We start from the raw sequence: 24594 nt of genomic DNA, 5'->3' as shown, positions 1-24594 counted from the left end.
CTTCGACAGGCTCAGGGCGAACGGTAGGGATCATGCCTCTTCGCTTTCTTCATCCGCGACAATCTCCAGGATCAGATCATCCGCCGCAATCTGTTTGCCAGCGGTTGCCGCGATGGTTTCAACCGTCCCGTCAATTTCGGCCAGTATCTCGTGCTGCATCTTCATCGCCTCGAGCACAGCCAGCTTGTCGCCCCTGGCAACCCGCGCTCCGGCTTCGACCAATATCTCGAGCAACAATCCGTGCATCGGTGCGACCACGGTGCCACCGCCCCCCGCATCTTCCATCGCGCTGAGACCGGTCAGATCGCTGACGGTTAGCGAACGCTTCGGTAGCGCCAGATAGAGGGTACGATGGTCATCATAATAGATCGCCTCGATGGTCCGTCCGTCGACCCGCAATTTCGCGCGGTCGGCGGTGAGGCTGATCAAGTCCACCTCGACTCCTTCTTCGCCGGAGCTGACCCGGTAGTGACCGGGCTTGTCGACATGGACGTGGATCGTCTGGGCGTCTTCGCCATCGGCATATTGCGCTACGGTTTCCAGTGAACCGGTGCTGGACCAGTCGAGCATTTCCGGATTGACGTTCAGCGCCAGCTTATGCGCCGCCTGCTGCCGCAGCTTGTGATGGATGACCGCCGCGATTGCATAAGAGGAAAAGTCATGCGCCCCGAGATCCACCCCGCCTTCGCCATAATTTTCGGCGATGAAGGCCGTGGTTGCTTCGCCGGCGACAAAGTCCGGGCGGTCGAGCGCATCAATGAGGAAATCGCGATTGGTTTTTGGGCCGAACAGAGCGGTCTCCGAGAGCGCTTTGATCATCCGGCGCCGGGCTTCGTCGCGGGTAGCGCCGTGGGTGACGATCTTGGCGACCATCGAATCGTAAAAGGGCGATACCTCGCCGCCGGTCTGGATACCGCTGTCGACCCGCGCGAGGCCGGATGGCTGCCACAGGTGGATCGGGCCGGTGCTGGGCAGGAAATCATCCGCCGGATCCTCGGCATAGAGCCGGACTTCCATCGCATGGCCGGTGAGCGTGATGTCCTGCTGCTCAAGGCCCAATAAGTCGCCTGACGCAACTTTCAGTTGCAATGCGACCAGATCAAGACCCGTGATTTCCTCGGTCACCGGATGCTCGACCTGCAGCCGCGTGTTCATTTCGAGAAAATAGAAGCTGCCTGACTGGTCGAGCAGAAATTCGACGGTTCCGGCACCGACATAATCGACTGCCTTGGCCGCTTCGACCGCAGCCGCACCCATTTGCTCGCGTAATATTGGCGTCATGACAGGGCAAGGCGCTTCCTCGATCACCTTCTGGTGTCGGCGCTGGACCGAACAATCGCGCTCGCCGAGATGGATGGTATTGCCGTGGCTGTCGGCGAAGACTTGAATCTCGACATGGCGTGGCTTGATGATCGCTTTCTCGAGAATCAGCTCGCCATTGCCAAAGGCATTTTCCGCCTCGGACCGGGCCAGTTTGATCGCATTGGGCACGTCTTTCAGATCATGGACCAGCCGCATGCCGCGACCACCGCCGCCAGCGGCTGCCTTGACCATCAATGGCACACCGATCTTGCCGGCTTCGGCGACCAGCACATCATCAGCCTGATCATCGCCCTGATAGCCGGGCACGCAGGGCACGCCGGCGGCGATCATCGCGCGTTTCGACCGGGCCTTGTCGCCCATCACGTCGATCGCTTTTTCCGGCGGTCCGACAAAGATTATATTCGCGTCAGCGCAAGCCTTGGAGAAGGCAGCATTTTCCGAGAGGAACCCATAGCCGGGGTGAATCGCGTCGGCGCCAGTGTCCTTGGCGGCCTGGATGATCTTGTCGATCAGCAGATAGGATTCATTGACCGGTGCCGGGCCGATATGCACCGCATCATCGGCCATTCTGACATGGGGCGCGTTCGCGTCCGCGTCGGAATAGACAGCCACCGTACGGATGCCCTGCGCCTTGGCGGTGCGCATCACCCTGCAGGCGATTTCGCCGCGGTTGGCAACCAGGAGTGTGTTGATTCGGGTCATTTTATTTTCCTTCACCCCGTTCGTGCTGAGCCTGTCGAAGCATGGCTTCACGCCAGCTGTCCTCCGACAAGCTCAGGACGAACGGAAGAATTTGCAAATATCTGCTCATTCCGGTTTTACCACCCAGCTGGGCTTTCGCTTTTCAAAGAAGCTGGCGACGCCTTCTTTGGCCTCGTCGCTGACCATCCGGTCGGCGAAATTCTCCGCAGCAAGGCGGATCACCTCTTCGCGCGGCTGGCCCGCGATCTGGCCAAGCAGTTCTTTGGTTGCAGCCACGGCGCCCGGCGCTGCGCCCAGGACCTGTTTGCGGAGCTGCATTTCGATTGCTTCCAGACCCGCGACATCATCGGCGATAAAATCCGCGAATCCCAGTTTATGGGCCTCTGTTCCGTCAAACCGCGCGGCGGTCAGCATCAACCGGCGACCGGTGGCATAGCCGAGTTTCTGGATCACGAAGGGGGATATCTGTGCCGGTGTCACGCCAATGGCGGTCTCAGTCATCGCGAAGCGCGCACCACTTTCGCAGATCACGACATCGGCGCAGCAGGACAAGCCGAAGCCGCCGGCCATGGCCGCGCCTTCGATCAATACGATCACCACTTGCGGCGCGGTGTTCACCAGGTCGAAAATCTCCGCTGCGCCGCTCGACATCTTGATGATTGCCGCACGGTCGCCGCTTTGCTGGAAATTCTCTTTGAAATTCTTGAGATCCGCGCCGGCACAGAAGACGCCGCCGCGGCCTCGCAGGGTGATGCCGCGCACGCTGCGATCGTCGCGCACGCTTTTCAGGACAGCGCCCAGCTCTGCCACCAGAGCATCGCTCAGGGCATTACGGTTTTCCGGCTGGTTGAACCAGATGGTGAGCCAGCCGTTCTTCAGTTCGAGCTGCAGGGTCTCGGTTACGGGAAGGTCGGTCATATCCGCGCCACCCCGAAGGCATTGGGATGGAGAGTCCGGTTCTGCGCCTCGAAGATGGTCTCCAGCGCAAAACCCAGAACCTTGCGGCTATCGCGCGGGTCGATCACGCCATTGTCGAGTACCCGGCCGGAGGTGAAGAAGGCGCTTTCCTGCGCTTCAAAAATATCCTTGATCCGTTGTTCCTGTTTGCCAATAGCCTCTTCGTCCGGCTCGACGCCTTTGCGTTTGGCTTGCACCCGGGCGACATGGCTCATTGTGTTGGCGGCCGAAGCTCCCGCCATGACGCCAGTTTTGGCATTGGGCCAGCTGAACAGGAAATCGGGCTCGAAGGCGATGCCGCTCATCCCGTAATTGCCCGCGCCAAAGCTCGCCCCGATGTAAAGCGCCAGTTTTGGCACCCGGACGTTGGACACGGCCTGGATCATCTTGCTGCCGAGCTTGATCATGCCCTTATGCTCGGACTCGGTGCCGACAATATAGCCGGTGGTGTTGTTCAGGAAGATGATCGGCAGCTGCGACTGGTCACAAAGCTGGAAGAAATGGGTCGCCTTGGCCGCCGCTTCGGGATCGAACGGGCCGTTATTGCCGATCAGCCCGACCGCATGGCCCATGATGCTGGCCTGCATGCAGACCGTGCCGGGACCGTAGCGCGGCTTGAACTCCTCGAAGTCCGAACCGTCGACGATCCGGGCCGCGACTTCGCGGACATCATAGGGAATGGTATAATCGGTCGGCACCACACCGGCGATCTCGTCGATGTCGTAGACCGGCTCTTCATAGTCATTGCGGCGAATCGGCTTGGTATTCTTGTTCCAGTCGAGCCGGCCCATGGTTTCGCGGGCAATGGCAATGCCGTGGGCATCGTCATCGGCGAGATATTCGACGCTACCGGTGGTCGAGGCGTGCATTTCAGTACCGCCAAGCTCCCGGTCGTCGGCAACCTCGCCGGTTGCCGCGTGGACCAGCGCTGCGCCACCGAGCGCTGCCATGCCGTTGTCGCGGATGCCGATCACATAGTCGGACATGCCGGGCATATAGGCGCCGCCAGCGGTCGATGGGCCGTGCAGCACCACCATCGTCGGGATACCCGCCGCGCTTAGCCATGCAAGGTTGCGGAACAGCATCCCGCCGTGAGCCCAGAGCTCAACCTTATATTCCATCAGATTCGCGCCAGCACTTTCGACCAGGTGGATGAACGGCAATTTGAGATCCTGGGCAATTTTCTGCGCGCCCTTGCTGGCATCCCAGCCGCCGGAGGTCGCCGCGCCAGCGCGGATGCCGCTGTCATCGACCCAGATCATGCAGCGAACGCCTTTGACAAAGCCAATGCCCAATATCACGCTGCCGCCGGGAATGCTGGTGTCGGGATTGCTGTCCTCGAGCAGATAATTGGCCATATTATACAGGCGCAAGAAGGGCATGCCGGGATCGAGCAAACGGGTCAGCCGCTCGTGCGGGGTCAGCTGGCCGCGTTTTTCAAAGGTCGGACGGCGTTTTTCCGACGCATCGACCGCGCGCTTCTCGAGGCTGCGAAGATGATCGATCAGCGTCAGCATGTCTTTGCGGTTTTGCGCAAAGCTGTCGGAGCCGGTGGCAATTTTCGATTTAAACTGGGGCATATTCAGGACGCCTTTGCGGGAAATGGCACAGCGGAATATTCGTCATTTGACACATTCAGTCTCCTATGGCTATTTGAATAGCACTCGGTATTTTCGAGTCAAGCTCAATAAAGGACAGGTTTTGGCGACTAAGGTGGTTACTCTGGAAACCCAGCGGAGCAAGCTGGAGCGCAAGGAACAGGCGATTCTGGACGCGGCGCGCGGCATTTTCGTCGACCATGGCTTCGACGGCGCGCGCATGTCCGAGATCGCGCGCCGCGCCGGTATCGGCGAAGGCACGATCTACAGCTATTATGAATCCAAGGCCGAGCTGATGCTCGCGGTCTTGCAGAAATTCTGGGACGGCCTCACTCTGGAAGCCGAGGCGGTCATGGCGTCAACGACGGCGGAGGATTTTTCCGACCGTTTGCGGGCGCTAGCGCAATATCATCTGAACACGGTGATTGTGAACGCGGACTTCATCAATCTCAGCTTCGCCCTGCGTCGCAACAATAGCGAGGTCAGCGTCTCGCGCGACCATCTGCGCCATTATGTTGCGGTTTTCGACCAGTTGTTCCGACGCGGGCAGGATCGCGGCGAATTGCGACAGGACGCGGTGCTGTGGCAGGCGCGTGATATTTTCTATGGCACTCTGGAATATAGTGCGCGTTCGATCGAGATGACCATCGGGGCAGAACGCGCCGAACGACAGCAAGGCCCGGTGGTTGAGCAGATGGTGGCGTTGTTCGACACCCATTATGGAGCGGACCGTACTGCTAAACCCGGGGATAACGCCAATATTGATCATATGTCCCGGCAGATTGAGCAGCTCGACGCAAAACTCGACGCACTGGCAAAACGGCTTTCCTGACAGGCAAAAAAAGAGCCCCCGAAGGAGCTCTCTCTAATCTTCGGTCGTTCCGGCTTAAGCGGCTTTGTAAAAAGTCTCGCCAGCGTCCGCTTTCTCACGAAAGCTCATCGGTGGTTTGAACCGTTCGCCATATTTCTGCGCCAGATTGTCTGCGATACGGACGAAATTGTCGACGCCCATCGTGTCGATATGACTCATCGGACCGCCGGTCCAGGGCGCGAAGCCCCAGCCGAAGATCGCGCCGAGGTCGGCGGATTGCGGATCGGAGACGACGCCTTCGTCGAAACATTGCGCGGTGGCGATCAGCTGGATGAACATCAAACGCTGTTTGACCTCTTCCACATCCGGCTGCTTTTCGGCCAGCGGGAAATGGTCGGCGAGGCCGGGCCACAATTTCTTCGAACCGTCGTCCGCATATTCGTAGAAACCGCCGCCAAAACGCCGACCACGACGGTCGATCTTCTTGACCATGATCTCCATCAGATCCTCGGTGCCGCTCGGAACATAGGCGTCGCCCAGTTCTTCCTTGGTTGACGTCATGATGTCATAGCCGAGTTGCAGGGTCGTCTCGTCCACCACGGCGAGCGGGCCGATTGGCATGCCCATCGCAATTGCGGCATTTTCGATCAGCGCCGGTTTCACGCCTTCGGCGACCATCAGCATCGCTTCATTGGCATAAGGCGGGAACACGCGGTTGGTGTAGAAGCCGCGGACGTCCTTGACTACAATCGGAACCTTGCGGATTTTCGCATTATAATCGAGCGCAACCGCCAGAGCCTTGTCGCCGGTTTCGGCGCCAGGGATGATTTCCAGCAACGGCATTTTCTCGACCGGCGAGAAGAAATGCATGCCGATAAACTGGTCAGGGCGTTCGCTATTCTTCGCCAGACCGGTGATCGGCAGGGTCGAGGTGTTGGACGCAAAGACCACATCCTTGCCGATGACCGCTTCGGTCTTCTTGATCACATCGGCCTTGATGTCGGGGCGTTCGAATACCGCCTCGATGATCAGGTCGACATCTTTCAGATCGTCATAATTATCGGTTGGTTTGATCCGCGCCATGAAAGCATCGGCTTTTTCCTGCGTCATCTTGCCACGCTTCACGCCCTTGTCGACGATCTTCTGGCTGTAATCGACAGCTTTCTGCGCTTCCTCCATGCTGCGATCGAGAACGACCACATTCATGCCTCCCTTGGCCGTGACATGGGTGATGCCGGAACCCATCAGGCCGGCACCAAGCACGCCGACGGTCTTGAGTTCGGTCGGTGGTACGCCTTCAGGGCGGGCTGCGCCCTTTTCCGCGGCCTGCTTGTTGATGAACAGGGTACGGATCATATTCTTGGCTTGCGGGCCGGAGAGCAATTTTGTGAAATATTTGCTTTCGACGCGCAGGGCAGTGTCGATCGGCAGCATCGAGCCTTCATAGAGGCAGGACAGGATCGCCTTGACCGCTTCGTAATTGCCCTTGCTCTGCTTCAGCGCAATCGCCGAGGAGCCGAGATAAAGCGGCACCGCGCGGGGATCCATCGATCCGGCGCCGCCGGGGAATTTATAGCCCTTTTTGTCCCATGGCGCGGATGCCTTGGGATTGGCTTTGACCCATTCTTTGGCTTTCGCGACGACTTCGTCAGCGGGGACAACTTCGTCGATAAAGCCCTGGGCCTTGGCAGCCTGCGGGTTGGTGGGCGCGCCCATCATGATCATCATGCCAGCAGCCTGCAGACCGGAGAGGCGTGGCAGGCGCTGTGTGCCGCCGCCGCCGGGCAGCAAGCCAACCTGTACTTCTGGCAAGCCAAGCTGAATCTTGGGATTGTCGGCGCAAACGCGATAATGGCAGGCCAGTGCGAGTTCGAGGCCACCGCCGAGCGCGAGGCCGTTCAGGGCGCAGGCGACGGGTTTTGCGTGGGCCGTGCCCTTGAGCAGGTCCTTGGCGCTGTTGCCGCCGGTTTCCATACGGCGCAACATGCCGTTGAGTTCCCATGCGCTTTCAAACGCTTCGGCCATGCTGGCGGCTTTCGACGCGCCGAGCATGTTGAGGTCGGCACCAGCAAGGAAACCCGATTTCTTGCCCGAGGTGATGACCGCGCCCTTGATTTCGTCCTTGCTGATCAGGTCTTCGACGAAGGTTTTGAAGTCAGTGATCAAGGCCTGGTTCCAGACGTTCATCGACTGGCCGGGAAGATCGATGGTGACCAGCGCAATGCCGTCGCTGTCAATATCGACTGTGAATGTTTCGTAGGTCATGTGTTCTGTCCTGTATTCGTTTTCCGGCAAAGGCCGGAATCCAGTTCAAAAAAGGGAGCCTGCGCCCGGTGTTGGCCGGAGCGCAGTCAATTAGTTCACCCGTTCGATGATCGTGGCGATACCCATGCCGCCGCCGATGCAAAGAGTCGCGAGAGCGGTCGACTTGCCGGAACGTTCGAGCTCGTCGAGCGCGGTGCCGAGGATCATCGCGCCGGTCGCGCCGAGCGGATGGCCCATGGCGATCGCGCCGCCGTTGACGTTCATCACGCTATGGTCGACATTCATCGCATCCATGAAGCGCAGAACGACGGCAGCAAAGGCCTCGTTCAATTCCCACAGATCGATATCATTTGCTGTCATTCCAGCACGTTCCAGTGCCTTCTTGGCGGCAAATTCGGGGCCGGTCAGCATGATCGTGGGTTCGGAGCCGATTGCGGCCATCGATATGATCCGCGCTCGCGGCTTCATCCCATATTTTTCGCCGGCCATTTCGTTCCCGACGAGAACCGCTGCGGAACCGTCGACGATACCGGAGCTGTTGCCTGCATGGTGGACATGGTTGATCTTCTCGATCTCGGGATGTTTGAGGATCGCGACATCGTTAAAGCCGGGCATGACTTCGCCCATCATCTTGAAGGCGGGGCCAAGCGCGCCGAGCGACTGCATATCGGTTTCGGGCCGCATCAATTCGTCACGGTCGAGCACGACTTCGCCAATCACATCGCGGATTGGCAGGATCGATTTGGCGAAACGTTTTTCGTCCCACGCCATGGCGGCGCGTTTCTGGCTTTCGACCGCATAAGCGTCGACATCGTCGCGGCTATAGCCATATTTCGTGGCAATCAGATCGGCGGAAATGCCCTGCGGGACAAAATATTCCTGAAAGACGAGAGTCGGGTCGGCCATGCCGCCGAGACCGTCGCTGCCCATCGGGATGCGCGACATGGATTCGATTCCGCCACCAATCGCCAGATCGGTTTCGCCGGAGCAGACCTTGCCAGCCGCGATGTTCACCGCTTCGAGACCGGAACCGCAGAAGCGGTTGACCTGGATCGCCGATGTTGTGTCGGCATAGCCGGCTTTCAGTGCTGCCATGCGGCTGATCACCGCGCCTTGCTCGCCGACGGGAGAGACACAGCCAAAGGCGATGTCTTCGACTTCGTGGCCCTCTAGTTCGTTGCGATCGTTGATCGATGCCAGCACCTGGGCGGAAAGGTCGAGAGCGGTGATTTCGTGGAGGGCGCCATCGTTACGGCCCTTGCCGCGCGGCGATCGCACTGCGTCATAGATAAAAGCTTGCGTCATTTGGGGTTCCTCTCGCTGGAAGAATTGGAAGGATGTTGCTTTATGCTAATGTTGCAGTGCAGCATAGTCAAGCAGTTTACGTAAACGTCAACTTTAGGAGAAGGCGACTCGCCTTCTCCTGGTGCCGTTTGCATCATAAACTAATCGAGGATCGATTGATATTTCTGGCTGAAAACGTCGCGGCCGACGATGTAGCGCATGATCTCGCTCGATCCGGCATAAATCCGGCTCATCCGGGCGTCTGTGAATATCCGGCTGATCTCATATTCTTTCATATAGCCGGCGCCGCCGTGCAGCTGCAGCCCGAGATCGGCCATTTCCCATTCGATCTCGCTGCCCAACATCTTGCCCTTGGCAGCCATATTGGCGGTCAGTCCGCCCTGGTTATGGATATCGACACAATGGTCGACATAGACTTGCAGCATGTCGATTTTCGCGTCCATTTCGGCCATTCTGAACTGGGTATTCTGCATATCTGACAGTTTCTTGCCAAAAACATCCCGATCCATGACAAATTCGCGCGTCACATCAAAGGCGCGCCGTGCGGAAGCAGCATAGCCGACCATCGCGATCAGCCGTTCCTCGGCCAGCCCTTCCATCAGATGGATGAAGCCTTTGCCGGGTGTACCCAGCGTATTTTCCTTTGGTATCTTGACGTCATTGAAGAACAGCTCGGCTGTATCCTGCGCATGCAGGCCGATTTTCTCGAGATTCTGGCCGCGTTCAAAGCCCTCCATGCCGCGTTCGAGGATCAAGAGGACCATCGCGTGCTTGTCTTCGACACCGTCAATCTTCGCTGCGGCGATGACGACGTCAGCGTTAATGCCGTTGGAGATATAGGTTTTCGATCCGTTGAGCAGCCAATGGTCACCCATGTCTTTCGCCGTACTTTTCATGCCGGACAAATCGCTGCCGGCGCCGGACTCGGTCATTGCGACGGCTAGGATAGTCTCGCCGGTCACACATTTCGGCAGGAAGCGCTCGCGCTGTTCTTCATTGCCGATATTCTTAAGATAAGGGCCGACCAGACGGCTGTGGAGGGTGTTATACCATTCGGCGCAGCCCGCGCGGGCGGTTTCCTCGATAATGATCTGCTCATAGCGGAAATCATTGTCGCCCATGCCGCCATATTTTTCGTCCGGCCAGACCATCAGGAAACCCTGATCGCCAGCCTTCTTGAATATTTCGCGGTCGACGATCCCGGCTTCGCGAAACTCGTCCATCCGCGGGGCGACTTCGTCGGCCAGAAAACGGCGATAGGCATCGCGGAACATATGCTGTTCTTCGGTAAATTTGCGCATGGAATAATCCTTTGGTCCGAGGAGAAATGAGCGCGCTCGAGGCCCGCCAGTTGTTGCCGGTCTTAATGTGCCTGATTTAATCGGTCAATTAAGAAACCGGCGCTTTGCACAAGCCCGTTGCAATTGGCGATCATTCGTCGGTATGGCATGATTGTGAAACAGACAAAAAAACCTTTCATCCTCGGCCTTGGCGGCACGACCAATCCGGCATCCTCGACCGAGCAGGCTCTGGCGATAGCGTTGCAGTCCGCCGCAGAGGCAGGCGCGGAAACCGAACTGTTCGGATCAGATCGCCTTCTGGCGCTGCCGCATTATCTTTCGGACCCCGCAGGCCTGAGCGACACTGGCAAGGAACTGGTTGAACTGGTTCGCCGGGCGGACGGTGTGCTGATCGCCAGTCCCGGCTATCACGGGACGGTTTCCGGTCTGGTGAAAAATGCCATTGATTATATCGAAGAGACGGCACGGGACGAGCGCATCTATCTGGACGGGGTTCCCATCGGACTGATCGTAACAGCCTATGGCTGGCAAGCGGTTGGCAGCACGCTGGCGGCCTTGCGCTCGATCGTGCATTCCCTGCGCGGCTGGCCCACTCCGCTCGGCGTCGGGATCAACGCCTCTGGCGGTATTTTCAGCGATGGCATATGCGCCGATGCCGGCGTGAACGAACAGCTGAAACTGGCCGCACAGCAAGTCATGCAGCGCGCCGAAGCGCGCTAGATCACTGCGGCGGCAGATTGCCGTAGAAATCCCGATACCAGCTGACGAAACGCTTCAACCCGTCTTCCAGCATCACTTTCGGTGCATAGCCGGTCAGCGCGCGCAGCTTGGAGACATCGGCATAGGTCGAGGTCACATCGCCGGGTTGCATGTCGCGCATGATCTTTTTCGCTTCCACACCGAGCGCTTCTTCCAGCGCCCCGATCATGTCCATCAGCCCGACCGGGCGGCTGTCGCCAATATTCAGGATGCGGTGGCCGTGCCGCTCGGGTGGATGGTCGAGCGCGCCCAAAATGCCGTCGACAATATCGTCAATATAGGTGAAATCCCGCGCCATCTTACCCTGACCGTAAACCTCGATCGATTCTCCCGCCAAGATCTTCTGGGTGAAACCGAAATAGGCCATGTCGGGCCGACCCCAGGGGCCATAGACAGTGAAGAAGCGGAGGCCGGTCATGGGAAAACCATAGAGCTTTGCGTAGGACTGGCTCATCAACTCGCCGGAGCGTTTGGTCGCTGCATAGAGCGAGACCGGATCGATGGCGGGTTCTTCTTCGGTGAATCCTTCCCCGCCCATCGGCTTGTCGCCATAGACCGAGCTCGAGGACGCATAGACCAGATGCTGGAAATTCTCCGCATGGCGGCTGGCTTCGAGCAACGACAAATGGCCCTGCAGGTTGGACTTCTGATAGGCGAACGGGTTTTCAATGCTGTACCGCACCCCGGCCTGTGCCGCGAGATGGATGATCCGTTGTACCTCGTTGTTCTGGACCAGCGTCTTGACGCCATCGGCATCGGACACATCCATCTCTACGAAGCGGAAGCCGTCCAGCGCCTTGAGATTGGCGAGCCGCGCGGCTTTCAGCGCCGGATCATAATAATCGTTGAGGTTATCGATCCCGATTACCGTTTCCCCTCGCTCCACGAGCCGGGTCGAGACGGCATGGCCGATGAAACCGGCGGCTCCGGTTACCAGAATGGGCGAAATGTCGGTATCAGGCATGATGGTTCCCGTTGATAGTAATCGCGGTGCCTCTAGCACGAACCGGTAAAGATTTCACAAGCGAAACCAGCTGTCCCCGCCGAGGGCAAAGAAAAACGGCGGCACTTTTCAGCACCGCCGTTTTTTTGATTTCTATGGGCCCGGCGCGATCTCGTGTCACACCAGGCCGGATAGGCTTTCGGCTCAGTAACCGAAGATCAGCGAGAGGCTCGCTGCCCGTGGCGCGCCGATCTGGACGAAAGGCGAAGAGCTTTCCAAGTCACCGCCAAAACCGCCGACATACAGCTTGTCGAACAGGTTGGTAACGTTCAGCTGCAACGCAACATCATCGCCGAATGGATTTTGCGTAATCGTCCAGCGAAGGTCGAGATCGACCAGCGTATAACCTTTAACCGATGTGTCGTTGGTATCATTCGCCCAGCGTTTGCCGGTGTGCTTGACCTGAGCACCCAGTTCGAAATCGCCAAATTGCTGCTGAACGCGGGCACCAACGGACCAGAGCGGGGCTCCGCTCTCGTTATTGCCAGCGGTCAATGCGAAGATCGGATCACCAACCGCCGTACATTGAGCAACGCCGTTGACTATGTCAGCAGCCGAGCAAACGTCAGTCTGAACATTATCCTGGATGTCCGATTCGTTGATCGAACCGAAGATATAGAACATTGTCGATGGTGTTGGCGTCCAGGCGATAGAGGCATCAAGACCATATTTGTCTACGCGACCAAGATTCCGGAATACTGATTCATCAAGAATAGGGTCATAAGACGACGCCAACCGATTATTATAACGGGTGAACCAGCCAGCAAACTGGGCCTGGATTTGGCCGGTCCGATACCGAACCCCCAGATCGAGACTGTCGGTCGTTTCAGGCACGGGCTGAACGCCAGGAGCATCCTCAGGGAAGTATAGCGAGTCATAGAGCGGATCGGTGGCCGGTACGGAAAGACCCTTGGCATAGTTTGCGAAGATGGACGCGCTGCCGAAAGCATAGGTCAGACCGATGTTGGGCAGAATGTCATCATATTTATAGGTCCGCGATGTCGGCAGGGCGGAGCCTGACACGGTGTTCGTCGCTGCATCATAGCTATACGGGTTTGCTGCTTCATAGGCTGCGCTTACGCCGCCGACACAATCGAGGAAACCGCTTGCCGAAGTGGTGTAGCAATTCTGGTTAAGTTCGCGCTTGAAGAACGGTGCCCGTATACCGAGGACCGTCGTAAGGTTACCGAAAGTACCGCGATATTCACCTGAAATCTGATGCAGTGTTGCATAGGACTGGCGATCGCGCTTGTTCAGTTCAAAGCCGTCGACGGTTACCAGACCGTTGTTGACCGGGAAAACGTCGGCAATATCGCCGTTCAGAAGTGCAACCGAGGTCTGGCCGGTCTGGCGATGGTTTGCATCGTCATAAGTATAGGCAAGACGGAAGCGATGGTCCGGGTTCAGCTCGAACGAAAGGTTCGAAATAACGCCGTAGCGACGTGTACGGGTCTGGCTGGGATCGTGACCTGTGACTTCGTCGAGTATATCGCCATCGCCGTTGAGATCGCGACCGAAATAATATTTTCCCGAAATAAAGCCGGTCATCGGAACGCCGCCTACGTTGCGGGTTTGTTCAAGCAATTCTTCGTCGCCGCCGCCGTTGGCTTTGACATATTGATAGCTTGGGTCAACCGTAAGGATTAGATTGTCCGCAAGGGTGAAGCGTGACGAACCGCGAATATTGCCGGTATTCGAAGGATTCCAGCGGCGATCGAATTCTGCACCACAATTATTGTCGCTCTGCGCGGTACCTGCAACCGGAGCTTCGACCGTGCAGGGATAAGCGATGTCGTAAAAGCGGTCTTCCTTGGTTGCCGGGAAGCCGCTGAGCGGGAACGAACCAAAGAAATTGTTGCGGTTCTCGTTATAATGGCCCGCTACAGAAATAAAGTCGCCATTGCTGCCGATATCCTGCCAGATACGGCCGTTATACTGCTGTTTTTCCACAGTGCCGTAATTGTTGAACGGGTTGTTGTAGCGCGTATAGCTAGCCGAGAAGAAAGCCTTGGTGCCGAAGCCGGTGATGTCGCCAGTGTCGATCATGCCAAAGCCGCGCATATATAGGCGGCTACGGTTGTCGGTGTCGCCATTGGCAAACGTGCTGCCGACGGAAAGCGTGCCGGTAAGCTTGAACTCGTCGCTCGGTTCGCGGGTACGCAGGTTGATGGTACCGCCAACGGCCGAAGCGGTCGGGCTGTCGACATCGGTCACGCCGAGATTGACGTTAACCTGTTCGATGATTTCAGAGTCGACCTGCTGGTTGGTGTAAAGCGCGTAGTTGCCGGAATCGTTCAATGGCAGGCCGTCGAGTGTCTGGGAGATACGGTCATCGCTGAAACCGCGGATCGTGAACGAACCGCCGGAAGAACCCCAGGGGTCGTTATTCTGGAAGCTGACGCCCGGGACCAGGTTGATAATATCGTTGACCGTCTGGCCGGGGCGCGCACGCCGGATGATTTCTTCGTCGAGAACCTGCTTTGCCTTCGGCGTATTGGGAATTTCTACTCCGCCAACATCACTGCTTCGACCGCCTGTTACGACGATAACATCATTCTCGAAATCGATCGAGCCGGTCGACTGGGCCGAAGCGGATGTAGCCATCAGGCCTGCTGTGGAAAGGCTGACTGTGCTGACAGCCAAAAGATATCTGATCTTCATGTTATGAATTCCCCGTTTGTGCGCCGCAATAGATTGTGCGCCGCAATAAATTACTGTCATGAGCTCGATTGCCGACACCAAAAATGTGCCACCAGATCAACGCCGGTCGTCTGTAGGGGCCAATAATGACAGTTTTGTCTCAATTGAAACGGCTTATGCCGCACTGCAGCATTTTAATTATTTTCCGCCGCGTGAATTTGCCGCAATATCGGTGGAAAAAAAGTGCTTTGGCGACCGAATATCCAAAATTAGGATATTGTTTTCAGTATTTTATTAGCGAAGCGATCTTCTCAAACAATGGGTCGAAAGCCGTTCCGCACTGTTGCGAATTTATCACGATATCGGCGTGGCTTTTTGATGGTTCGACGTGGAGATCGTGCATCGGACCGACTTGGTTCGAGAATTGTTCATGTACCGACTGGGCCGTACGACCGCGTTCGCGGACATCGCGTTCGAGTCGTCGGGCAAAACGAGTTTCGGAATCGCATTCGACGAAAATGCTGAGATCCAGCAGGTCGCGCAACGGCTGGTGCTGCAGGATCAATATGCCGTCGATCAAGATTAGTGGCCGTGGCTCGGTCCGCTCGGTTTCCGCTTTCGGCATATGGGTGGGAAAATCATACAGCGGCCGGTCAATCGCCTCGCCGCTCTTCAACTGGCGCAATTGCGCGCACATTTGATCAAAGTCGACGGCATTGGGATGATCAAAATTGGGGCCGCCCTTGCCCTTTGGCGCATCGCCAAAGCCGAAAAAATAGTCGTCTTGCGGCAGCACCACGCATTGATCCGGTCCCAGCTTTGCGAAGATTTTGCGGGTCAGTGTCGTTTTTCCGGAACAGCTGCCACCGCTGATGCCAATCACCTTCGGGTTCATATGAGGCCGATCTCGCGCAGGCGCTGCATCAGATAGTCATGCGCGGTGATCGGTTCCGGATAGAGATCGGGGTGGGTGTCATCGACGCAGCTCGGCAGCGTTTCGATCAGATAGTCGGGCCGGAAGTGGAGGAAGAAGGGCATGGAATAGCGCGAATGGCCACGCCGTTCCGGTGCGGGATTGACCACGCGGTGGGTGGTCGAGGGCAGGCGGTTGTTGGTCAGTCGCTGCAGCATGTCGCCGATATTCACGGCAAGCTCGCCGGCCTTCGGGGTAACCGGCCGCCATTGACCGTTTTTGTCGAGCAATTCCAGACCGGCCTCTTCGGCACCGATCAGCAGGGTGATCGTGTTGATATCCTCATGCGCGCCCGCGCGGACCGCTGGCGAATCTTCGGGTACGGGCGGATAGTGGATCAGCCGCATCACCGAATTGCCATCGCGCACCGTATCGACGAAGAAATCCGGTGCGAGTCCGAGGAAGCGGGCTATCGCCTCGAGGATGCGAGCGCCCGCCTTGTCGAAGGCGGCGAACATTTCGAGATATGTTTCCCGGAACCCGTCGAGTTCCTTTGGCCAGATATTGGGCGGCATATAGGGTTCGAAAGCATGGCCGGCTGGCAGGTCGCGGCCGATATGCCAGAATTCCTTGAGATCGCTGATGTTGCTATCCTTGGCGCTTTCGGTGCCAAATGGTGTGTAACCGCGCGCGCCGCCACCGCCAGCAATGTGATAGGAGCGTTTGACCTCTTCGGGCAGGGCGAAAAAGGTGCGCGACATGGTCTCGGCGCGTTCGATCAGTTCCGCCGGGATGCCGTGATCGGCGACCACGGCAAAGCCCCAATCGGCAAAGCTGCGGCCGATCCGCTCGGCAAAAGCGTCGCTGTCTTCGTCCGCCATGGTGAGCGAAACGGCGGCCAATGTATCCTGATTTTGGGTCATGCTCTTAAAATGCGCTCCGGTGCTGCTTTGTCAATCGGGATGAATCAGCCGAGCGACAGCAGGATGCCGGCGAGCGCTGCGCTCATCAGGTTGGCGAGCGATCCTGCGGCCAGCGCGCGCAATCCGAGCCGGGCGATGACCGGACGCTGGTTGGGGGCAAGGCCGCCGGTGACGGCAAGCTGGATGGCGATGCTGCTGAAATTGGCAAAACCGCACAGGGCGAAGATGACGATGGCGTTGGTCAGAGGCGAAATGCCGTCCTGCATCTTGCCCAGTTCGATAAAGGCAACAAATTCGTTGAGGACCACTTTGGTGCCGAACAGGCCGCCCGCTCCGAGCGCTTCGTTCCAGGGCACGCCGAGCAGAAACATGATCGGGGCAAAAATATAGCCGATGATCATCTGGAAGCTGAGATCCGGCATGCCGAACCATCCGCCAATGCCGCCGAGCAAGCCATTGGCCATCGCGACCAGCGCGACAAAGGCGAGCACCATCGCGCCGACCGCGACCGCCAGTTTGACACCGGTCTGCGCGCCCATGGCTGCGGCCATGATGATATTGGCCGGCTTTTCCTCTTCATATTCGACAGCGACAACCAGCTCTTCGGGGGCCGGATCTTCGGGATTGTCCGGCATGATGATCTTGGCCATCAATATCCCGCCAGGCGCCGACATGAAGGCGGCGGCGAGCAGATAGTCGATGCGGATACCCATCGCGGCATAAGCGGCGAGGATCGTGCCGGCGACGCCGGCCATGCCGACGCTCATCACGGTGAACAGCTGCGACTGGGTCAGGCTAGCGAGATAGGGGCGGATGACCAGCGGCGATTCGGACTGGCCGACGAAGATATTCGCCGCCGCACAAAGCGATTCGACCTTGGAGATGCCGGTGACCTTCTGGATGCCGCCGCCTACCCATTTGATGATGAATTGCATCACCCCGAGATAATAGAGGATCGAAATCAGCGCCGAGAAGAAGATGATGACCGGCAGCGCGGCGATAGCAAAACTGTTGCCGCCAATCGACGGATCGGCGAGCGGGCCGAAGATGAAATTGGTGCCCGCCGATGCATAGCCCAGCAGGTTGGAAACGCCGAAAGCCATGGCTTCGATGATCCTTTTCCCGGCTGGTATATAAAGCACGATGACGGCTATTCCGGCCTGCAGCGCAAAGGCGGCTCCGACCACGCGGAAGCGGATATTTTTCCGCCCGGTCGAAAGGCCGAAGGCGATCAGCAGGATCAATGCCATACCGGCCATGCTTGTCAGGAACGGTATCATCGGACTCTTCCAGTCAATATTTCGTGTCGGATATGGCTCACCAGGTGAAACTGCCGGTTTCGGTGTTGCAGGCGGCAGCCAAGCGGTCCAGGCAGTCGTCGATATTGTCGGAGATGATCAGATGTTTGCGCCGTTCGGCGGACACAAAACCCTGTTCCGACATTTTATCGAGAAAATCGATCAGCGAATCCCAGTAGCCGGCGATATTCAATATGGCGAAGGGCTTGTTATGATAGCCGAGCGCGTTCCAGCTCCAGGCCTCGAACAATTCGTCCATCGTGCCGACACCGCCCGGCAAGGCGACAAAGGCGTCGGTCAGATCGGTCATTTTGGCTTTGCGCTCGTGCATATTCTGGACGATGTGCAGCTCGGTGACGCCCTGATGCGCGACTTCCAGATCTTTCAGCATCTCGGGAATGACGCCATGAACCCGGCCACCTTCGGCGAGCACGGTGTCAGCGATGATTCCCATCAGACCGAGCCGGCCACCGCCATAGACCAGATCGACATGGCGCGCTGCCATGGCCTTGCCGAGCAATATTGTCGTTTCGGCATAGGCCGGGTCCTGCCCGGCATTGGCACCGCAATAAACTGCCAGTCTCTGCAAACTATCCCCCGATCGCGCGACACAAGGGGCCGCGATCTGCTGTGTTCAATATTCTTTTCCCTATAGAAAAAATCACACTTGTGACTATTTCTTTTTTTTCGCGGCCGATCACGCTAGGCAATCGCGATGAACGAAACTTCAAAAACCAACCTCATCCCGCGCTCCCTGTTTGTGTTCGCGGTCCTCTATGGCGGGATGACCTGCATCGCCGGAATATTGGGCGCAAAGCAGGTAGCGCTCGGGCCGCTGGCGGTCGAATCCGGGATCTTTCCGTTTCTTTTGCTGGTGGTATTGTCGAGTTCGGTCGCCGAATTGCATGGCCGGGATGTCGCCAACCGGCTGGTCCGTTTTGGCTTCATTCCGCTGATCACCGCGATCATTCTGATCCAGATCGTATTGGCGCTGCCGACCGATCCAGGGATGTATGAACCGGCGAAAGAAGCTTTTCCGATCATATTGTCACAAGGCGCGAGGCTGATGTTCGCCGGAATCATCGCTTATGGCGTGTCGCAGTTCCTCAACGTCTATATCTTCTCCCGCCTCGCCAATATGAAGGGCGCGATGCTCGCCTTGCGCGCCGCCATTGCCAGCGCCCTGTCGCAGATTGTCGATACGCTCATTTTCATCACCATCGCCTTTTACGGCGAACGGCCAATCGGACAATTGTTGCTCGGCCAAGGGTCGGCCAAGGTGGTGTTGTCCTTTCTGCTGGTTCCCTTCCTGATCATCTTCTTTGTGAAACTGGGTCGGAGACTGGATCGCGAATGAAGGCTCTTGCGGCCTGCCTCTCAGTTCTATTGCTCGGTTTGACCGGCTGCGGTCCCCAGCCACTTGCATCCCCGCCCGAAGGTGCAGCCATCATTACCGTGGTCGGTGCTCTTCACGGCCAGCATCGCAGCAGCGAGGATTATTCGCTGGACGTGCTGCGACAGGCGATTGTCAAATTTGACCCCGATATTGTCATGGTGGAACTGCCGCCAGATCGTTTTGGCATAGCCTCGGCAAATTTCGACCAATTTGGCGAGGTCCGGGAAAGCCGGGCCGACAATTTTCCCGAACTGACCGATGTCGTTTTTCCGCTGCGCAAGGATTTGGGCTTCGAGATGATTCCGGTCGCCGCCTGGACAGCAGAAATTGCCGCCGAACGGAGCGCGGTGGAAAAGCGGCTGGCAGCGGACCCGGGGCGGGCAGAGGACTGGTCAGAATATCAGGCGGCTATCCAGCAATATGGCAAAGCCTTGGCGGGTCGCTCGGATGACCCCGCTTTCATTCATTCCGGCGCTTATGATGCAGCGGTCAAAGCACGTCAGAAGACTTACGAGCGTCTGTTCGGCGACGACCTCGGGTCCGGCGGCTGGCGCGCGATCAACGCGGCGCATCTGGCCAATATCAACAACGCACTGGATCGGGTGAAGGGGCAGGAAAAACGTGTTCTGATCCTGTTTGGGGCGGCGCATAAATATAAGATCTTAGAAGGACTGGAGGCGAGAGAGGATGTCTTTCTTGCCGAGCCCGCTGTGCTTTTCGGCGAATAACTAGCCGATTTTATCAAATATCAGATTCGCCTCAGCCAGGTCTTCTTCGGTATCAATATCCATGAGCATGTGATCATCGCCCGCCACCAGACGGGCATCCGTCAGTAGCCTGCGAGCGCCTGCATCCCCTTCCAGTTCCATTAGCCTTTTCAGCGCGCCGGACGGGAAAATCGCTGGCGGCATCGCCTGCCCGCTGCGGGAGGAGGCGACCGTGCTTGTACGACCCGATTTATCGAAGGCCTCGATCAACTTGACGAGATGGTCGCGCGTGACGAACGGCATGTCGGCCAGCATGATGCACAGCGCTGCTGCGCCGGTGTCGATGGCATGAGACGCGGCCAGCCGGACAGAGGTTGCCTGGCCCAGGGCCGCGTCTTCATTGGCAATGATCTGATAACCCAGTCCGCGCCATTGTTTCGCGCAGCGATGGTCTGGCGAACCGATCACCAGCTTGTGCGCGAAGGGCAGGCCCGTTCCGGTTTCCGCCGCGTGCAGGCCGAGCATATTCTCGCCGAGCAATGCGGCCAGCTTGTCCTGATCACCAAATCTGCGGGACTGTCCGGCAGCGAGCAGCGCCAGCATGATGCCGGGATCTTTACTCAATTGGCGGTGGCGCTTTCGAGATAGGCGATGACCGCCTGTCTTTTCGCCGGATCCGCAATCGCGCCCGCGACCATCGTCGTGCCGGGAATTTTTGCGGCTGGATCGGCGATGAAGCTTTCGAGTTCAGCCGCTGTCCAGGTGACGCCCGAGGTTTTCATGGCATCGGAATAGGAAAATCCGGCAACTTTCCCGGCTGCGCTGCCGATAATCCCGAACAGATTGGGACCAGCCCCATTGGGCGCGCCCTGTTCCAGACTGTGGCAGGCGGAGCAACTGGCGAAGGCAGCTTTTCCGTCGGCGAGCAGCGCGCTGGCTGGAGCGTCCGCATTGGTCTCTGCGGCGGCAACGGCGACGGCTGGTGCCGCTCCGGGGTCGCGAACGATGATTTGCTCCACCGGTCCCGGCGCCGGATCGGCGCCACAGGCGGCGAGTAGAAAAACGGAAAGACAGGCAAGGTTTCGCACTGTGGTCATGTCTAGATTCCGATCAGGCAAAGCTGTGTTTGGACAAGGGCAGTTCACGAATTCGCTTACCGGTGGCGGCAAATATCGCGTTTGTGACGGCAGGAGCAATGGGCGGCAGGCCGGGTTCACCACCACCGCCCAGACGCTCGTGATCGCCGTTGATCAGTGCCACTTCGACCTCTGGCATCTCGTCGATCCGCAGCATTGGATAGTCGTGGAAATTGCTTTGCTGGACCGCGCCGTCCTTGAGCGTGATATCGCCATAAAGCGCTGCGGTCAGGCCATAGACAATCGCGCTTTCCATCTGTGCAGTAAAGCCGTCGGGGTTGATGACAAATCCGGGATCCGCGGCGACATAGACTTTTGTCACCTTCGGCTTGGGTCCGCTCATGTCGACTTCGGCAACCTGTGCGACAATCGACCCGAAGGACGGGACAAAGGCGATTCCCCGACCATGTTTTTCCGGTAGCGCGCTGCCCCAGCCCGACATTTTCGCGGCGGTATCGAGCACTTTCAAATGACGCGGAGATTCTGCCAGCAATTCGCGGCGGAAAGCATAACCATCCTTGCCGGCGGCATGGGCCATTTCATCGACAAAGGATTCGATGAAAAAGCCGTGCTGGCTGTGGTCGACCGAACGCCAGGGGCCGAAGCGGAGATGCATCGGCACGTCGACCTTGCGAATCTTGTGACTGGCGATGTTGTAATGGGGTATGGTGGGCGCGTCTGCGGGATCAAACAGGTGGGTGTGGATATTGTCCCAACTGACTGCCTTGCCATCCTTGTCGAGCCCGCCGCGAAAGCGACTGGTCGCCGACGGACGATAATGGTCCTGCGCCGTGTCCTCTTCCCGCGACCAGATCATCTTGACCGGATAGCCGGTCGCGCTGGCGATCCGCGTCGCCATGGTGATATAGTCGCTTGTCGAACGGCGACCAAAGCCGCCGCCGAGATAGGCGTTGTGATAAGTCACATCCTCGAACGCGAGCCCAGCGGCATCGGCCGCTGCCTGGCGTGCATTGACCGGAGCCTGATGGCCCGACCACACATCGCATTTGCCATCGCGGACCCAAGCGGTGCAGTTCATCGGCTCCATCGTCGCATGAGCGAGGAAAGGCACTTTATATTCGGCTTCGACCTTGGTCGCTGCACCGGCGAAGCTCTTGGCGACATCACCCGCTTCAGTTTGCATATCGCCGCCGTCTTCACCGGCTTCGTCCAGAGAGCTCGCGTAACGGGCGAAGATAGCGTCGTGATCGAGGCTGTCACCTTCGGTTTTGCTATATTGGGCGTTGATGGTGCCCAGCGCCTGTTGGGCCTGCCAATAGCCATCGGCAACCACGGCGACAAAATCCCCCATGTTGAGAATCTGCAGCACGCCGGGCATGGTCTTGGCGGTGCTAGCATCCATCGATTCAACCGCGGCGCCGATGACCGGAGGGGCCTTGACCGCTGCATATTTCATCCCCGGGACATCGGCATCAATACCGAAAACCGCACTGCCATCGACCTTTGCCGGAATATCGTGGCGGGCCTTTGGCTGGCCCATGATCTTGTAATTTTCCGGTGACTTGAGCTTGGGCTTGGCGGGCAGGCTTTGCTCTGCTGCGGCGAGAGCGAATTTCGCGAACGGTTCGGACTTGCCGCTTTTGGCATGGATGAGCATGCTGTCTGCCGTTGTGATTTCGCTCGTCGGGACTTGCCATTCGCTCGCTGCTGCCGCCACCAGCATCTCGCGGGCAGCAGCGCCGGCGGTGCGCATCGCACGCTGGCCGGTGGCGCGCACCGAGTAACTGCCGCCGGTGAATTGCAGACCCATTGCCTGCGCCAGTTCCAATATGCCGCCCGCGACCGTCGGTTCGAACAGCGCCGGGACTTCGAGATCGGGAAACAGAAAATCGCGACCGATGGAATCGGATACATATTGCTTGTCGGCAGGCGCTTCGAGAATCTGCACCTTGTTCCAGTCGGCATCCATCTCGTCCGCCAGCATCTGGGCCAGCGCGGTATAGACACCCTGACCCATTTCGACATGCGGGATGACGGCGGTGACGATATTGTCGGCATCAACCTTGACCCAGGCGTTGAGCAACTGCTCATTCTCGCCATTGGTGATTAGCGGACCCAGCTTGTCGATAGGATTGCCCTGACGGACGGCAACACCGACAACCAGAGCACCACCGGCTACCACACCGGCGCCGATGAATGCGCGTCTTGACCATTTGCCCATGATCTAAGCCTCCACTTTCGCGGGTTGTTCGATGCCCGCGGCAGCCTTGATCGCCTTGCGAATCCGGCCATACATCCCGCAGCGGCAGACATTGCCAGCCATTGCGGCGTCGATCTGTTCGTCGGTCGGCTGGGGATTCTTCTCCAACAGCGCAGTGGCCGACATGATCTGGCCGGATTGACAATAGCCGCATTGGGGAACCTGCGCTTCGATCCAGGCCTGCTGGACCTTGTGCAATGTGCCGTCTTCGCCGGCAATGCCTTCGATGGTTGCAACGCTCTTGCCTTCGGCGGCGGAAAGCGGTGTCGAGCAGCTGCGGATCGGCTTGCCATCGAGATGGACGGTGCAGGCACCGCACTGGGCAATGCCGCAACCGAATTTGGTGCCGGGCATTTTCAGATTCTCGCGGATGACCCACAATATCGGCGTCGCCGGGTCGGCATCGACCTCTTTGGCCTGACCGTTGACGTTCAGCTTGATCATGAGAGTTTCACCCGGATGATTGAATGGCAATATGCAACTTATAGGCGAACAAGCCCTATATGCCAATCAATCTGTTGGCCGGTACGAGCCGCTCGGTTTGCTTCAGGCAAACACGTCTGCCAGTGCGTCCGTATTTCCGCCCTCTTTCGCGATGCGAAGATCAACATAGACTGCGGCAATTCCGGTTCCCTGTATCGCGCCGGTCAGTGTGTTGATGACCAGACCGATGAGCGTGACTCCGACGGTGCCGGCAAAGGCAAAGGGTATCATGAAAAGACCCAGAACCGTCGCGATAACGATATAAACCACGAACAAAAGCAATATCCAGCGCTTCGATCCTTTGGTCAGTTCCGCGCTCCGCTTCAGAGAATCGATGATTCCCTTGTCTTCGGCCATCATGACCGGTGAGGCCACAATCCACATCAGCGCCAATATCATGCCGGGGATGACGAACAATATCAGGCCCAGCATTATACCCAATGTCATCAATATCCCCAGACCGATCAGAGGCAATATTTTGCCGATTGCCTGACCCACACATTCGCCGAGGCTGACTGTCTGTCCGTTGAGGTCCTTGACCGTGGCGATGATGAAGGTGGCCTGCAGCAAAATCGACAATATGATGAACAGCAGCCAGCCTCCGAATGCTGTTGCAATCATCGACGGGGAACTGAACATCGTCATCATTGCTTCCGCGTCGACGCCGGCTGCCGATGCGCCGGTCGCCATCTGGATAAGCGCCTGTGGCAGAGCGACCATCAGGAATGAGAGACCGAGAAACATCAACGGATTGCGTTTGATCACGCCGAAAGTATTGTTGAGTACTCGCCCAATATCCAGATGCTGTGCTGTGTCTGCCATCTCAAATCCCCCCAAATTTTCTGTGCCTGAT

At 58.0% G+C, this 24594-nt stretch carries 21 protein-coding genes; 4 read left to right on the top strand and 17 right to left on the bottom strand.

Annotation, left to right across the window (positions count from 1 at the left end):
* Positions 1-30: 30 nt before the first annotated feature.
* The 3 genes from AAC060_RS01240 to AAC060_RS01230 form a co-directional block, all read right to left on the bottom strand.
* Positions 31-2025, bottom strand: coding sequence for an acetyl-CoA carboxylase biotin carboxylase subunit (locus tag AAC060_RS01240; RefSeq protein ID WP_339821968.1), 1995 nt, complete (start codon positions 2023-2025; stop codon positions 31-33).
* Positions 2026-2130: 105 nt separating this feature from the next.
* Entirely contained in the window at positions 2131-2943 is an 813-nt protein-coding gene (locus tag AAC060_RS01235; RefSeq protein ID WP_339821965.1) for an enoyl-CoA hydratase-related protein, read from the bottom strand.
* On the bottom strand, positions 2940-4562 hold the full coding sequence (locus AAC060_RS01230) for a carboxyl transferase domain-containing protein (protein WP_339821962.1): 1623 nt from the start codon (positions 4560-4562) through the stop codon (positions 2940-2942). Before AAC060_RS01230 ends, AAC060_RS01235 begins: the two co-directional genes overlap by 4 nt.
* A gap of 121 nt (positions 4563-4683) precedes the next feature.
* Between AAC060_RS01230 and AAC060_RS01225 the strand changes: the two genes are divergently transcribed.
* Entirely contained in the window at positions 4684-5412 is a 729-nt protein-coding gene (locus AAC060_RS01225; protein WP_339821959.1) for a TetR/AcrR family transcriptional regulator, read from the top strand.
* A gap of 54 nt (positions 5413-5466) precedes the next feature.
* Here the strand turns inward: AAC060_RS01225 and AAC060_RS01220 are convergent, their stop codons facing one another.
* The 3 genes from AAC060_RS01220 to AAC060_RS01210 all read right to left on the bottom strand — a co-directional run bounded on the left by AAC060_RS01220 (position 5467) and on the right by AAC060_RS01210 (position 10262).
* The gene (locus tag AAC060_RS01220; protein ID WP_339821958.1) at positions 5467-7656 is read right to left on the bottom strand and encodes a 3-hydroxyacyl-CoA dehydrogenase NAD-binding domain-containing protein; all 2190 of its coding nucleotides are present in this window, start codon (positions 7654-7656) and stop codon (positions 5467-5469) included.
* Positions 7657-7746: 90 nt separating this feature from the next.
* Positions 7747-8961, bottom strand: coding sequence for an acetyl-CoA C-acetyltransferase (locus tag AAC060_RS01215; RefSeq protein ID WP_339821955.1), 1215 nt, complete (start codon positions 8959-8961; stop codon positions 7747-7749).
* Between the two features lie 140 nt (positions 8962-9101).
* Positions 9102-10262 (bottom strand): acyl-CoA dehydrogenase family protein, encoded by a 1161-nt coding sequence (locus tag AAC060_RS01210; RefSeq protein WP_339821953.1) that lies wholly within the window; start codon positions 10260-10262, stop codon positions 9102-9104.
* Positions 10263-10415: 153 nt separating this feature from the next.
* Here AAC060_RS01210 and AAC060_RS01205 point away from each other — a divergent pair, with 153 nt between their 5' ends.
* Positions 10416-10982, top strand: a complete 567-nt coding sequence (locus tag AAC060_RS01205) for an NAD(P)H-dependent oxidoreductase (protein ID WP_339821950.1) — start codon at positions 10416-10418, stop codon at positions 10980-10982.
* Position 10983: 1 nt separating this feature from the next.
* Here AAC060_RS01205 and AAC060_RS01200 read toward each other — a convergent pair whose 3' ends face one another.
* The 6 genes from AAC060_RS01200 to AAC060_RS01175 all read right to left on the bottom strand — a co-directional run bounded on the left by AAC060_RS01200 (position 10984) and on the right by AAC060_RS01175 (position 18387).
* On the bottom strand, positions 10984-11985 hold the full coding sequence (locus tag AAC060_RS01200; RefSeq protein ID WP_339821947.1) for an SDR family NAD(P)-dependent oxidoreductase: 1002 nt from the start codon (positions 11983-11985) through the stop codon (positions 10984-10986).
* A gap of 183 nt (positions 11986-12168) precedes the next feature.
* A complete protein-coding gene (locus AAC060_RS01195; RefSeq protein WP_339821945.1) occupies positions 12169-14685 on the bottom strand; it encodes a TonB-dependent receptor in 2517 nt (838 codons plus the stop codon).
* A gap of 262 nt (positions 14686-14947) precedes the next feature.
* Positions 14948-15559 (bottom strand): uridine kinase, encoded by a 612-nt coding sequence (gene udk, locus AAC060_RS01190; protein ID WP_339821942.1) that lies wholly within the window; start codon positions 15557-15559, stop codon positions 14948-14950.
* Entirely contained in the window at positions 15556-16500 is a 945-nt protein-coding gene (locus tag AAC060_RS01185; RefSeq protein ID WP_339821939.1) for a 2-oxoglutarate and iron-dependent oxygenase domain-containing protein, read from the bottom strand. Before AAC060_RS01185 ends, udk begins: the two co-directional genes overlap by 4 nt.
* 44 nt (positions 16501-16544) lie before the next feature.
* The gene (locus tag AAC060_RS01180) at positions 16545-17780 is read right to left on the bottom strand and encodes a NupC/NupG family nucleoside CNT transporter (protein WP_339821937.1); all 1236 of its coding nucleotides are present in this window, start codon (positions 17778-17780) and stop codon (positions 16545-16547) included.
* A gap of 37 nt (positions 17781-17817) precedes the next feature.
* Positions 17818-18387 carry a TIGR00730 family Rossman fold protein gene (locus AAC060_RS01175; RefSeq protein WP_339821934.1) on the bottom strand — a complete coding sequence of 190 codons (570 nt, stop codon included), beginning with the start codon at positions 18385-18387 and terminating at the stop codon, positions 17818-17820.
* 126 nt (positions 18388-18513) lie between these two features.
* On the opposite strand from AAC060_RS01175, the gene AAC060_RS01170 reads away from it, so the two are divergent.
* A complete protein-coding gene (locus AAC060_RS01170) occupies positions 18514-19155 on the top strand; it encodes a queuosine precursor transporter (RefSeq protein ID WP_339821932.1) in 642 nt (213 codons plus the stop codon).
* Complete coding sequence (locus tag AAC060_RS01165) at positions 19152-19922, top strand: hypothetical protein (protein WP_339821930.1); 771 nt, start codon at positions 19152-19154, stop codon at positions 19920-19922. Before AAC060_RS01170 ends, AAC060_RS01165 begins: the two co-directional genes overlap by 4 nt.
* Here AAC060_RS01165 and AAC060_RS01160 read toward each other — a convergent pair whose 3' ends face one another.
* The 5 genes from AAC060_RS01160 to AAC060_RS01140 form a co-directional block, all read right to left on the bottom strand.
* Entirely contained in the window at positions 19923-20525 is a 603-nt protein-coding gene (locus AAC060_RS01160; RefSeq protein WP_339821927.1) for a nucleotidyltransferase family protein, read from the bottom strand.
* A complete protein-coding gene (locus AAC060_RS01155; RefSeq protein ID WP_339821925.1) occupies positions 20522-20998 on the bottom strand; it encodes a c-type cytochrome in 477 nt (158 codons plus the stop codon). The genes AAC060_RS01160 and AAC060_RS01155 overlap by 4 nt, the downstream gene beginning before the upstream one ends.
* 13 nt (positions 20999-21011) lie before the next feature.
* Complete coding sequence (locus AAC060_RS01150; protein ID WP_339821923.1) at positions 21012-23219, bottom strand: molybdopterin cofactor-binding domain-containing protein; 2208 nt, start codon at positions 23217-23219, stop codon at positions 21012-21014.
* Positions 23220-23222: 3 nt separating this feature from the next.
* Entirely contained in the window at positions 23223-23702 is a 480-nt protein-coding gene (locus tag AAC060_RS01145; RefSeq protein WP_339821920.1) for a (2Fe-2S)-binding protein, read from the bottom strand.
* Positions 23703-23804: 102 nt separating this feature from the next.
* Positions 23805-24563: a hypothetical protein gene (locus AAC060_RS01140; protein WP_339821917.1), complete on the bottom strand. Its 759-nt coding sequence runs from the start codon at positions 24561-24563 to the stop codon at positions 23805-23807.
* Positions 24564-24594 lie beyond the last annotated feature (31 nt).

The sequence above is a fragment of the uncultured Parasphingorhabdus sp. genome (assembly GCF_963975555.1).
GTDB lineage: Bacteria > Pseudomonadota > Alphaproteobacteria > Sphingomonadales > Sphingomonadaceae > Parasphingorhabdus.
Note: the sequence above shows the minus strand (reverse complement) of the source record. Positions and strands in the feature narration are given on the sequence as shown.

Bases quoted from the DNA above. Each gene is read 5' to 3' on its own strand.
- AAC060_RS01240 (WP_339821968.1), bottom strand. From the start codon at position 2,025: ATGACCCGAATCAACACACTCCTGGTTGCCAACCGCGGCGAAATCGCC.
- AAC060_RS01235 (WP_339821965.1), bottom strand. From the start codon at position 2,943: ATGACCGACCTTCCCGTAACCGAGACCCTGCAGCTCGAACTGAAGAAC.
- AAC060_RS01230 (WP_339821962.1), bottom strand. From the start codon at position 4,562: ATGCCCCAGTTTAAATCGAAAATTGCCACCGGCTCCGACAGCTTTGCG.
- AAC060_RS01220 (WP_339821958.1), bottom strand. From the start codon at position 7,656: ATGACCTACGAAACATTCACAGTCGATATTGACAGCGACGGCATTGCG.
- AAC060_RS01215 (WP_339821955.1), bottom strand. From the start codon at position 8,961: ATGACGCAAGCTTTTATCTATGACGCAGTGCGATCGCCGCGCGGCAAG.
- AAC060_RS01210 (WP_339821953.1), bottom strand. From the start codon at position 10,262: ATGCGCAAATTTACCGAAGAACAGCATATGTTCCGCGATGCCTATCGC.
- AAC060_RS01200 (WP_339821947.1), bottom strand. From the start codon at position 11,985: ATGCCTGATACCGACATTTCGCCCATTCTGGTAACCGGAGCCGCCGGT.
- AAC060_RS01195 (WP_339821945.1), bottom strand. From the start codon at position 14,685: ATGAAGATCAGATATCTTTTGGCTGTCAGCACAGTCAGCCTTTCCACA.
- udk (WP_339821942.1), bottom strand. From the start codon at position 15,559: ATGAACCCGAAGGTGATTGGCATCAGCGGTGGCAGCTGTTCCGGAAAA.
- AAC060_RS01185 (WP_339821939.1), bottom strand. From the start codon at position 16,500: ATGACCCAAAATCAGGATACATTGGCCGCCGTTTCGCTCACCATGGCG.
- AAC060_RS01180 (WP_339821937.1), bottom strand. From the start codon at position 17,780: ATGATACCGTTCCTGACAAGCATGGCCGGTATGGCATTGATCCTGCTG.
- AAC060_RS01170 (WP_339821932.1), top strand. From the start codon at position 18,514: ATGAACGAAACTTCAAAAACCAACCTCATCCCGCGCTCCCTGTTTGTG.
- AAC060_RS01165 (WP_339821930.1), top strand. From the start codon at position 19,152: ATGAAGGCTCTTGCGGCCTGCCTCTCAGTTCTATTGCTCGGTTTGACC.
- AAC060_RS01155 (WP_339821925.1), bottom strand. From the start codon at position 20,998: ATGACCACAGTGCGAAACCTTGCCTGTCTTTCCGTTTTTCTACTCGCC.
- AAC060_RS01150 (WP_339821923.1), bottom strand. From the start codon at position 23,219: ATGGGCAAATGGTCAAGACGCGCATTCATCGGCGCCGGTGTGGTAGCC.
- AAC060_RS01145 (WP_339821920.1), bottom strand. From the start codon at position 23,702: ATGATCAAGCTGAACGTCAACGGTCAGGCCAAAGAGGTCGATGCCGAC.
- AAC060_RS01140 (WP_339821917.1), bottom strand. From the start codon at position 24,563: ATGGCAGACACAGCACAGCATCTGGATATTGGGCGAGTACTCAACAAT.